This window comes from Mesorhizobium sp. CNPSo 4689, assembly GCF_057784325.1.
Genome location: NZ_JBWLUZ010000005.1, coordinates 260,617 through 270,381, shown reverse-complemented (window position 1 = coordinate 270,381; position 9,765 = coordinate 260,617). Strand labels below are relative to the sequence as shown.

The window sequence follows — 9,765 nt, the reverse complement described above, 5'->3', positions numbered from 1 at the left end:
TTCAAAGCCTTCTATGCTGCACTCGCGGCTCGCTCCGGATCAAAGAAACTCGCCATCGTCGCTGTCGCCAGAAAACTTCTGATCACTCTCAACGCCATCATTCGAGACAAAACCGCATTCGCATGAACACAGTTGCCATGCCGTGACGTCTGAGCGTCACTACCGTCCAGAATTCTGCTCCGCTGCATCCTTTGCGCGAGGTAACGGCATGGATCCCAGGGTCTTCGCGACGGAGCTCCGCTCCTGCTTCGCCCTGGGATGACGAAGTTGATGGGCTGCGGCCAACCTCCAGGGTACGGTGGGTTGGCGATTGACCAGTTTCGAACTGTGAAACCACCTCGTTAAGAGACTAAGCGACTTCCCGCAGCACCTCATCCGCCTCCGCACTTTCGGGCAGCGCCTGCAGCGTCGCCTGCAACAATATGTCGGCAAGGCGCGCCGCAACGGGATCGAGTTCGGCCTCCTTTTGATGCAGGACCAGCGCCATTTTCGGCAGCGCGGGCAGTCCAACCGCCTGTGGCGCCATTGCCCTGACATTGGCGGGCAGGCCGATATCGGTGCGGATCGTCAGTCCGAGCCCGGCGGCGACCGCCGCCCAGATGCCGCCAAGGCTGGGGCTGGAAAAGGCCATCCGCCACGACAGGCCGGCGCGGTCGAGCGTTTCCGTCGCCACCGTGCGCAGCAGGCAAGGCGCTTCCAGCGCCACCAGCGGCAGCGGCTCGCCTTGGCGCAGCCCGGCCTCGATCAGCCGTGCCATGCCGATCCAGCGCATCTGCACCTCGGCGACATGCCGGCTGTAGGGCAGCGTCGCGCCATTGTGCCAGGCCAGCGCAATGTCGAGGCTGCCCGCCGTGATCCGCTCGGCAAGTTCGTGGCTGCGTGCGATCCGCGCCTCGATCTTGACCTTGGGATGGGCGCGGGCGAAGCGCCCCAGCACTTCCGGCAGCACCGCTTCGCCGAAATCCTCCTGCAGCCCGAGCCTTACCCAGCCTTCCAACTCGACGTCGTGGATGGCCGACGCCGCCTCGTCGTTGAGCTCGATCAGCCGGCGCGCATAGCCCAGCATCGTCTCGCCGGCTTCGGTCAGCGCCAGGCCGCGCCCGGACTTACGGAAGATCGGTGTCGCCGCCTGCTCCTCCAGCTTCTTCAGTTGCGCACTGACCGCCGAGGTCGAGCGCCCCAGGCGATCGGCGGCCTTGGCGAAACTGCCAAGCTCCATGCCGGTGACGAAGCTTCTGAGGACGTCGAGGTCGAAGGTTACGCGTCGCATGATAACAATCCTGTTTTTCGGGAATGAATATCAAAAACTTCCCGATATTCAGGATGAAGCTATGGCGGTAGAGACGGTGCGTCAAGATCCTAGATCATCACAGGAGCCGCGCCATGTCGGTCATCGCCACACACGCAAACCGCCTCCAGGGCAGGCCTCGGCCGGGCATCGTCACGTCTGCCAACAAGGCTTCTCCCGATAGGAATCACCGCTGGAAGGTGCTCGGCATCGGCGTCGCCGCCAATGCCAGTTTCTCCACCATCTTCAGCGGCATTCCGGCAACGGCGGTGTTCATGCGCCAGGGCTACCACCTCGGCAACGGCCAGCTCGGCCTTGCCCTCGGCCTTCTCGGATTGGGGGTTGCGCTGAGCGAACTGCCCTGGGGAGTGCTCACCGATCGCTGGGGCGATCGCGGCGTGCTGCTGACCGGGCTTGGCGCGACCGCGGCCTGGCTCCTGCTCATGGCGTTCTTCATCGTGCCGTCGGCATCGCATGTTCCAGACGTTGTCGTGCTTGCCGCCGGCCTGCTGGTTGCAGGTCTGCTCGGCGGCAGCGTCAACGGCTCCAGCGGCCGCGCCATCATGGCCTGGTTCCACGAAGGCGAGCGCGGCTTTGCCATGAGCATCAGGCAGACCGCCGTGCCGCTCGGCGGCGGGCTCGGTGCGCTTGTCCTGCCGTCGCTGGCCTCGGCCTACGGCTTTGCCGTGGTCTTTGGTCTTCTGGCGTCGGCATCGGCGGTCTCGGCCTGCTTCGCCTGGCTTTGGCTGCATCAGCCGCCGGCGGGAGACGATGCCGGCAACGTCGTTGCGGCAAAACCAGCCGGTCCGGCGCCGCTGCGCAACATCGAGGTCTGGCGCCTCGCGACGGCAATCGGCCTGCTGTGCTTTCCGCAGGTCGCGGTGCTCACCTTCGCCTCCGTCTTCCTGCACGATTTCGCCGGCATGGGCACGCTGGTGATCAGCGCCAGCCTCGCCGCCGTGCAGGTCGGCGCCATGGTCCTGCGCGTCTGGAGCGGCCGCTTCACCGACCGCCATGGCAATCGCCGTTCGTTCCTGCGCCTGTGCAGCGCGCTGAGCGCGCTCGCCTTCGCTGCCCTTGGCCTGCTGGTCCTGGCGGCTGCCGCCACGCCCGGCTGGCAGACCGTGCTGATGCCGGCCGTCGCCATGGTGCTGGTCGTTGCCGGCATCTCGGTTTCCGCCTGGCATGGTGTCGCCTATACCGAGCTCGCCACCCTTGCCGGCGCCAGCCGTGCCGGAACGGCGCTCGGCCTCGCCAACAGCTTCGTCTTCATCGCCTTCTTCCTGGTGCCGGCGGGCATTCCCGGACTGCTGCTCGTCTCGTCGTGGGCGGGAGTATGGCTGGCGGCGGGCGTCTGCGCGATGATCGCCTGGCCGATTTTCCTCCGGCCGGCCTGATTTCCTGCATGGTTGGGGCCGCAAGGTTCGCCCCGTTTCGGATCAACATCAAAAAAACACGATCGAACCCGTTAACGCCCCATCAAGGTTAATGCATCATTTTGGCTCTCCAGAGGGTCAGTTGCGTTTCTGGAGAGTTCCGTGCATCGACGTGTCTTGAAACGGCTGGCCGCCGTCGCCGGTGAGAAAAAACGTTCCTTCCTATCTCCTTTCATCATCGGGCTCGGCATCTGGGTCGGCTTTCCGACCGTCATTGCCTATCAGGACATGACCAGCCTGGTCTCCGGCCTGGAGAAGCCGAACGCCCGCTGGAACGCCTATGTCGAAAAATCCGTCGCCGGTTCGGTGCACGCCGCCGAAATGCCGTTCGTCGATTCCGTCTCCACCGGCTCGATCTCCGGGTCGGGCGTCAAGTTGCCCGGCATCGGCAGCGTATCGTTTCGCGGCAAGGGCAATGTCGCCGGCACGACACCCGACGAGGATCGTATCGCGCGCGCCGACAAGAAGGGCCGCATCGTCCAGATCTCGCCGGTGGCGCCGCCGAAGAACTTCAACGCCGGCTCGATCTTCGAGCGCACCTCCTCGCTGCTGCGCCCGAGCATGGACAGTGGCCTGAAGCTCGCCTTCGCCAAGCCTGGCATAAAAGGCAAGGAAATCCAGATCGCCCAGGCCTTCCATATCCGCGAGGAGGAGAAGCCCGATCCCGGCGTCCCGGCCATGCTGGCGGCTCTCGTCAACAATGACAAACCGGATGTGCTGGCCACCGCCTATGCGCAGGCCGAACCCGATTACGCCAAGGCCTCGCCCTTCGAGGCCCTGCTGCAGGACGAGCAGCCGAACAACGGCCGCTTCATCCCGCCGATGAGCAAGGGCGATCACTCTTGGATCCAGAACCCGCTGCCGGCCAGCGTCTTCTCCAAGAAGGAGCAGGCATGCCTTGCCAACGGCATCTACTTCGAGGCGCGCGGCGAATCCGTGCGCGGCCAGGCCGCCGTCGCCCAGGTCATCCTCAATCGCGTTCGCAACCCGGCCTATCCGAATTCGATCTGCGGCGTCGTCTACCAGAACGACCACTGGTACAATCGCTGCCAGTTCTCCTTCGCCTGCGACGGCCGCAAGAAGCGCATCGAAAATCCTGTCGCCTACAAGACCGCCCAGGATGTCGCCATGGCCGTCACCGCCGGCAAGATCTTCATTCCGGAAGTCGGCTCCTCGACCCATTATTACGCCAACTATGTCCATCCGGGCTGGGCGCGCACGATGAAGAGGATGACCAAAATCGGCCTGCATATCTTCTATCGTACCTATGGCGGCGGCTGGAGCTGAGTATTCCCTGAACAGGCGTTCGCGGCGACCCGAAGAGGCTTCAAGGCCCGGCGGCCAAAGACCCATCGCTGCAAGGATTCGGCAGGTACATGCCCGCAACTGCGGCGGGCACGATGTCGCACCTAAATAAGTGATTGATTTAGCTAGGAAAAATACATCACATTGAAGTTCGGCCCGTGGCTTGACGGGCGCGGACCCTCTAACTATGTTGCCGGCGACTTTGGTAGCGGACGGACGGCGACGATCTGACCGGGCAGGGGGGGTTGCGATGGCCGACAAGAATGGGCCAGACGGAACCGGAGAAACCGGCCGCGGCAAACAGCACGAACCCGACATCCGCGATGACGATCTTGAGCGCCGCCGGCGCGATCTTGAAGCATCGCTTGCGACAAGACGGCCGGACCGGCTCGAGGGGAAAGACGCGAAAGCGGGCAGTGTGGCCGGATATGGCCAAGCGCTCAAACTATCCAGCGAGTTCATCGCCGGCATAGTGGTGGGCGTCGGCCTTGGCTGGTTCTTGGACCGAGTGGCGGGAACCTCGCCATGGGGTCTGATCGTCGGCCTGCTGCTGGGTTTTGGCGCCGGCGTGCTCAATGTCCTGCGCGCGGCGGGACTGGTGGCGCAATTCGGACAGGGCGATAAAACGCGCGATCCGAAAGACTAGGACGAGGCGCCGTCAAAGGCGCGAAACAGGACACTGAAGCCGCATGCGGCTTTGACGGGGATGTAAAGTGGCTGCTGACAAGGTCGATCCGATCCACCAGTTCCATATCGTCAAGCTGATTCCGATCAACATCGGCGGCTACGATCTGTCCTTCACCAATTCCGCGCTGTTCATGGTCGCGACGGTCGCCGTCGCATCGGCTTTCCTCTATCTCACCATCGCAAGCCGCAGCCTTGTTCCGGGCCGCCTGCAGTCGGTTTCGGAGATGGCCTACGAGTTCGTCTCGAACATGCTGAGGGACGCCGCGGGAACGCAAGGGTTGAAGTTCTTCCCCTTCGTCTTTTCGCTGTTCATGTTCGTTCTGGTCGCCAACCTGCTCGGCCTGTTCCCTTATTTCTTCACCGTCACCAGCCACATCATCGTCACCTTCGGCCTCGCCGCGCTGGTCATCGGGACCGTGGTCGTCTACGGCTTCATGAAGCATGGCCTCGGCTTCCTGAAGCTGTTCGTGCCGCATGGCGTGCCGGTGTTCCTGCTCCCACTGGTGGTGCTGATCGAAGTGATCTCCTTCGTGTCGCGCCCGGTCAGCCTCTCGGTTCGTCTGTTCGCCAACATGCTGGCCGGCCACATCACGCTCAAGGTGTTCTCCGGGTTCGTCGTCAGCCTGAGCGCGCTCGGCGCGGTCGGTATCGCCGGTTCGGTTCTGCCGCTGGCCATGGCCGTGGCGCTTACGGCGCTTGAGTTGCTGGTCGCCTTCCTGCAGGCCTACGTCTTTGCCGTGCTGACCTGCATGTATCTGAACGACGCCCTGCATCCCGGGCACTGACACCAAGTTTCCGGCATTGCCGCCGGATGGAAATGCAACGGAATTATAGATCCAAAGGAGTTTGAAATGGACGCAGAAGCAGCTAAGTACATCGGCGCTGGTATCGCTTGCCTGGGCATGGGCGGCGCGGGCATTGGCCTCGGCAACATCTTCGGCAGCTACCTGGCGGGCGCTCTGCGCAACCCGTCGGCCGCCGATGGTCAGTTCGGCCGCCTGATCTTCGGCTTCGCCGTGACCGAAGCGCTGGGCATCTTCTCCCTTCTCATCGCGCTTCTGGCTCTGTTCGGCTGAGCACTCGGGAAGATTGTACAGGTCGGCCGCGATCCTGCGGCAGGCCTGATATCAGGGGATAGTCCATGTTCGTGACATCTGCCTTTGCAGAAGAGTCAGCGCCGGCTGCCGAAGGCACCGCCGGTGCGGGAGCCGAAACGCATGCCGGCACCGCGGTGCCCGGCGAGGCGCACGGCACCTTCCCGCCATTCGATCCGGCGACGTTCCCGTCGCAGCTTCTGTGGCTGGCGATCACCTTCGGGCTGTTCTACCTGTTCCTGAAGCGGGTGGTGATGCCGCGTCTCGGCGGCATCATCGATGTCCGTAACGACCGCATCACGCAGGACCTCGACCACGCCGCCAAGCTGAAGGGCGAGGCCGACGCCGCCGTTGCCGCTTACGAGCAGGAACTGGCCGAAGCCAAGACCAAGGCCAACGCGATCGGCCAGCAGGCCAACGACGCCGCCAAGGCGGAGGCCGAGTCCGCGCGCAAGAAGGTCGAGGCCGCCCTCGACAAGAAGCTCGGCGAGGCCGAAGCCAGCATCGCTTCCATCAAGGCCAGCGCCATGAAGGAAGTCGGCTCGATCGCAGAGGACACCGCTTCGGCCATCGTCGAGGCGCTTGTCGGCGGCAAGGCCAGCAAGGCCGAGATCGCGGTCGCGGTCAAATCCGTGGCCCGGTGAGGAGCGCATCATGGACGCCACATCTCTCGCGACAGTCTGGGCCACGGTTGCCCTAGTCATCTTCCTCGGCGTTGCCGTCTACATCAAGGTGCCGGGCCTGATCGCCAAGGCGCTCGACGCCCGCGCCGCCAAGATCAGCAACGAGCTCGAGGAAGCCCGTCGGTTGCGCGAAGAGGCCCAGCAGCTGCTCGGCCAGTATCAGAAGAAGCGCAAAGAAGCCGAGCAGGAGGCCGCCGACATCGTCGCCGCCGCCAAGCGCGAGGCCGACCTGCTCGCCGCCGAGGCACACAAGAAGACCGAAGACTATGTCGCCCGCCGCACCGCGCTTGCCGAGCAAAAGATCGGCCAGGCCGAGCGCGAGGCAGTCGCCGAAGTCCGCGCCAGCGCCGTCGACATCGCCGTCGAAGCGGCGCGCGCGTTGCTTGCCGGCAAGATCGACGCCAAGGCCGGCGCCGACCTGTTCAAGGCTTCGCTGCAGGACGTGAAGGCCAAGCTGAACTGAGTGGTCTTCGAGCCGCTAGCATGAAGCCGCCCGGGCGACCTGGCGGCTTTTTTGTTTTGCGGGGCGGCTGAGCGCGTAATCTCCCCCACGAGGGGGGAGATCGGCTGTCGCCGCCGCCTCATTCCAACCCAGCGAAGCTCTCTTCTTCGACCACCTCAGCTCCGCCCAGCCGGAACGGCGCAAACGACACACGGTGCAGCCGCGCCACCGGGCCGTGTGCTTCGATCGCCGTGCGGTGGCGGGCCGTGGCATAGCCCATATGGACCTCGAAGCCGTAGCGGTCGTGGTGGTTGCCGCAGCTACACATCATGCGGTCGCGCATCACCTTGGCGACGATCGAGGCGGCGGCGATCGACTGCGAGCGCTGGTCGCCCTTGATCAGCGCGCGCCCGGCGCATGTGAGGCCCGGCGGCACGTCACGCCCGTCGGCCAGCGCCAGCTTAGGCTGCACGGAAAGACCGGCGACCGCGCGGCGCATCGCCTCCAGGCTGGCCTTGAGGATATTGCTGCCGTCGATGCCTTCGGCGCTGATCGAGGCCATCGAGACGGCTACGGCGGATCCGAGGATCCTGGCGAACAGCGCCTCCCGCTGCAGGTGCGTCAGGCGCTTGGAATCGTCGAGCCCTTCCGGGATGTTGGCGGGATTGAGCACCACCGCCGCCGCGACGACCGGCCCGGCCAGCGGTCCGCGACCGGCCTCGTCCATCCCCGCCACCGGCCACAGGCCTTCGGCCATCGCCTTCGTCTCGAAGGAGAAGTCGGGCTTCTCGACGATTTCGAAAAGAAGCGGAGAATCGGAACGCGCGCGAGCCATGTTGCGGCGAGGTTCGCATCGGCTCCGATTCTCCGCAAGTCCCTCCGGGTCGGGGTGGGGCGCCGGACCGGGAGGGCACCGTCTGCAGGCCGGGGGGACAGGGCCGGACGGGATTCTTTTCTCATGCACCGGCCGGCGAAGGCCGGTGCGCGATCTTCCTTAAAGCAGCATCAACTGCTCCGTGGCATTGGCCGCGGCGACGAACTGGTCGGTCCTGAGCGTCCGCCGCTCGGCGTTGAGGCCGAGCCGCTTGGCGGTGATCTCGAAGCGGCGGCCGATCTGCCAGGCATAGGGTCCCGCACCCTTCATGCGCTTGCCCCATTCCGAATCGTAGTCCTTGCCGTCGCGCATCGAACGGATCAGCGACATCACGTGGCGGTAGCGGTCGGGATAGTGGCGCAGCAGCCAGTCCTTGAAGATCGGCGCCACCTCCAGCGGCAGGCGAAGTATGACGTAGCCGGCCTCGCGCGCGCCGGCGGCGCGTGCCGAATCGAGGATGCGCTCCATCTCCGGATCGGTCAGGCCGGGTATGATCGGCGCCACCATGACGGAGGCCGGAATGCCTGCGTCCGAAAGCTGTCGGATCGCCTCCAGCCGCTTGGTCGGCGTCGACGCGCGTGGCTCCATCGTTCTGGCCAGCATCCGGTCCAATGTCGTCACCGACAGCGCCACCTTGGCCAGCCCGCGCTCGGCCATGCGCGACAATATGTCGATGTCGCGCGTCACCAGCGCCGATTTGGTGACGATGCCGACCGGATGGCCGCGGGCTTCCAGCACTTCGAGGATCTCGCGCATGATCCGGTACTGTTTCTCGATCGGCTGGTAGGGATCGGTATTGGTGCCGATAGCGATGGTGCGCGGCTGGTAGCCGGGCTTCGACAATTCCTTGTCGAGCATCCGTGCCGCGTCCGGCTTGGCGAACAGCTTCGATTCAAAGTCGAGCCCCGGCGACAGGCCCATGAAGGCGTGCGTCGGCCTGGCGAAGCAGTAGACACAGCCATGCTCGCAGCCACGATAGGGGTTGATCGAGCGGTCGAAGGAAATGTCGGGCGACTCATTGCGGGTAATGATCGTGCGCGGCTTCTCGACCTGCACCTCGGTCTTGAACGGCGGCAGTTCCTCCAGCGAATTCCAGCCGTCGTCGAAGACATGCCGGCTGACCGGCTCGAAGCGGCCGGACGGATTGATGCCGGCGGAGCGGCCGCGATTGCGGTCCGGCCGCACGCGCATGCCGCTCTGCTCGATCATCGCATTCGCCATCTCGGCTCTCCCGGCCCCAAAGGCTGCAATGTCGGCACGCACGATCTGTTCCATCTTTGCCCTCTCCCAGGGACTGTCAGCAGGCCGTCGAATCGCTCTGTTCATGAAACTATTCCTATTTTGTCGATGAGAACAAAGCAAGAACTTTTTATGCCGCGATGCAAAAACTGGCGCGGCCTACGGCTTTCCGCTATTCGGCTAACCATGCTCAGTGTTCTCATCGAAACCATGAACGACGAAGAGGGCCTTGCCCGCACGCTCGCCTCGCTGATCGGCGGCGCGGTCGAGGGCGTGGTGCGCGATGTGATCGTCTGCGACAACGGCTCGACCGACCAGACGCACCGTGTCGCCGAGCATGCCGGCTGCCACTATGTCGCCGGCGGCATCGCGGCCGGCATCAGGCAGGCCAAGGGCGACTGGCTGCTGTTGGTGGAGCCTGGCGCGCGGCTTTCGGAAGGCTGGATCGACGAGGTTGTCGCCCACACCGCGAGGCAAACCATGCCGGCGCGGTTTGCGCGGGCGCGCGGCAGCCGCACGCCGTTCCTGGCGCGCGTCTTTTCGGGCAACCGGGCCCTGGCCGAGGGGCTGGTGATCAGCAAACGCCAAGCCACAGCTCTGTCGAAAAGCGCCCGCGGCGCCGAGGCCATCGCGCGCGGCCTTGCGACCAGGAGGCTCAACGCGGAGATCTGGGTCGCGCCGTCGAAGTGAGGCTCTTTTGCCCTGCCTTCGCGAACG

At 64.8% G+C, this 9,765-nt stretch carries 11 protein-coding genes and 1 pseudogene; 9 read left to right on the top strand and 3 right to left on the bottom strand.

Annotated elements, in window-relative coordinates; all coding sequences use genetic code 11:
• Positions 1–126, top strand: a pseudogene (locus AC04SI_RS11750) (IS110 family transposase); the annotation flags it as partial.
• A 223-nt stretch (positions 127–349) separates the two neighbouring features.
• On the opposite strand, the gene AC04SI_RS11745 reads toward AC04SI_RS11750, so the two are convergent.
• Positions 350–1,270: a LysR substrate-binding domain-containing protein gene (locus AC04SI_RS11745; RefSeq protein ID WP_404277149.1), complete on the bottom strand. Its 921-nt coding sequence runs from the start codon at positions 1,268–1,270 to the stop codon at positions 350–352.
• Between the two features lie 113 nt (positions 1,271–1,383).
• On the opposite strand from AC04SI_RS11745, the gene AC04SI_RS11740 reads away from it, so the two are divergent.
• From AC04SI_RS11740 to AC04SI_RS11710, 7 genes are all read left to right on the top strand, one after another.
• Positions 1,384–2,685, top strand: a complete 1,302-nt coding sequence (locus tag AC04SI_RS11740; RefSeq protein ID WP_404277152.1) for an MFS transporter — start codon at positions 1,384–1,386, stop codon at positions 2,683–2,685.
• A 141-nt stretch (positions 2,686–2,826) separates the two neighbouring features.
• The gene (locus AC04SI_RS11735; RefSeq protein ID WP_404277154.1) at positions 2,827–4,011 is read left to right on the top strand and encodes a cell wall hydrolase; all 1,185 of its coding nucleotides are present in this window, start codon (positions 2,827–2,829) and stop codon (positions 4,009–4,011) included.
• A gap of 268 nt (positions 4,012–4,279) precedes the next feature.
• Positions 4,280–4,675 (top strand): AtpZ/AtpI family protein, encoded by a 396-nt coding sequence (locus AC04SI_RS11730; protein WP_488474244.1) that lies wholly within the window; start codon positions 4,280–4,282, stop codon positions 4,673–4,675.
• Positions 4,676–4,742: 67 nt separating this feature from the next.
• Entirely contained in the window at positions 4,743–5,501 is a 759-nt protein-coding gene (locus AC04SI_RS11725; protein WP_488474243.1) for a F0F1 ATP synthase subunit A, read from the top strand.
• Positions 5,502–5,567: 66 nt separating this feature from the next.
• Positions 5,568–5,792 (top strand): F0F1 ATP synthase subunit C, encoded by a 225-nt coding sequence (locus AC04SI_RS11720; RefSeq protein WP_006206606.1) that lies wholly within the window; start codon positions 5,568–5,570, stop codon positions 5,790–5,792.
• Positions 5,793–5,857: 65 nt separating this feature from the next.
• Positions 5,858–6,454 carry a F0F1 ATP synthase subunit B gene (locus tag AC04SI_RS11715; RefSeq protein WP_488474242.1) on the top strand — a complete coding sequence of 199 codons (597 nt, stop codon included), beginning with the start codon at positions 5,858–5,860 and terminating at the stop codon, positions 6,452–6,454.
• A gap of 10 nt (positions 6,455–6,464) precedes the next feature.
• On the top strand, positions 6,465–6,956 hold the full coding sequence (locus AC04SI_RS11710; RefSeq protein ID WP_006206604.1) for a F0F1 ATP synthase subunit B: 492 nt from the start codon (positions 6,465–6,467) through the stop codon (positions 6,954–6,956).
• 118 nt (positions 6,957–7,074) lie between these two features.
• Here AC04SI_RS11710 and rnhB read toward each other — a convergent pair whose 3' ends face one another.
• Entirely contained in the window at positions 7,075–7,770 is a 696-nt protein-coding gene (rnhB, locus tag AC04SI_RS11705) for a ribonuclease HII (protein WP_404277165.1), read from the bottom strand.
• Positions 7,771–7,929: 159 nt separating this feature from the next.
• Positions 7,930–9,084 carry a PA0069 family radical SAM protein gene (locus tag AC04SI_RS11700; RefSeq protein WP_006201974.1) on the bottom strand — a complete coding sequence of 385 codons (1,155 nt, stop codon included), beginning with the start codon at positions 9,082–9,084 and terminating at the stop codon, positions 7,930–7,932.
• A 150-nt stretch (positions 9,085–9,234) separates the two neighbouring features.
• On the opposite strand from AC04SI_RS11700, the gene AC04SI_RS11695 reads away from it, so the two are divergent.
• Positions 9,235–9,738, top strand: a complete 504-nt coding sequence (locus AC04SI_RS11695; RefSeq protein ID WP_488474241.1) for a glycosyltransferase family 2 protein — start codon at positions 9,235–9,237, stop codon at positions 9,736–9,738.
• The last annotated feature ends 27 nt before the right edge of the window (positions 9,739–9,765 follow it).

Coding starts and splice junctions, on each gene's coding strand:
- AC04SI_RS11745 (WP_404277149.1), bottom strand. CDS start 1,270: ATGCGACGCGTAACCTTCGACCTCGACGTCCTCAGAAGCTTCGTCACC.
- AC04SI_RS11740 (WP_404277152.1), top strand. CDS start 1,384: ATGTCGGTCATCGCCACACACGCAAACCGCCTCCAGGGCAGGCCTCGG.
- AC04SI_RS11730 (WP_488474244.1), top strand. CDS start 4,280: ATGGCCGACAAGAATGGGCCAGACGGAACCGGAGAAACCGGCCGCGGC.
- AC04SI_RS11720 (WP_006206606.1), top strand. CDS start 5,568: ATGGACGCAGAAGCAGCTAAGTACATCGGCGCTGGTATCGCTTGCCTG.
- AC04SI_RS11715 (WP_488474242.1), top strand. CDS start 5,858: ATGTTCGTGACATCTGCCTTTGCAGAAGAGTCAGCGCCGGCTGCCGAA.
- AC04SI_RS11710 (WP_006206604.1), top strand. CDS start 6,465: ATGGACGCCACATCTCTCGCGACAGTCTGGGCCACGGTTGCCCTAGTC.
- rnhB (WP_404277165.1), bottom strand. CDS start 7,770: ATGGCTCGCGCGCGTTCCGATTCTCCGCTTCTTTTCGAAATCGTCGAG.
- AC04SI_RS11700 (WP_006201974.1), bottom strand. CDS start 9,084: ATGGAACAGATCGTGCGTGCCGACATTGCAGCCTTTGGGGCCGGGAGA.
- AC04SI_RS11695 (WP_488474241.1), top strand. CDS start 9,235: ATGCTCAGTGTTCTCATCGAAACCATGAACGACGAAGAGGGCCTTGCC.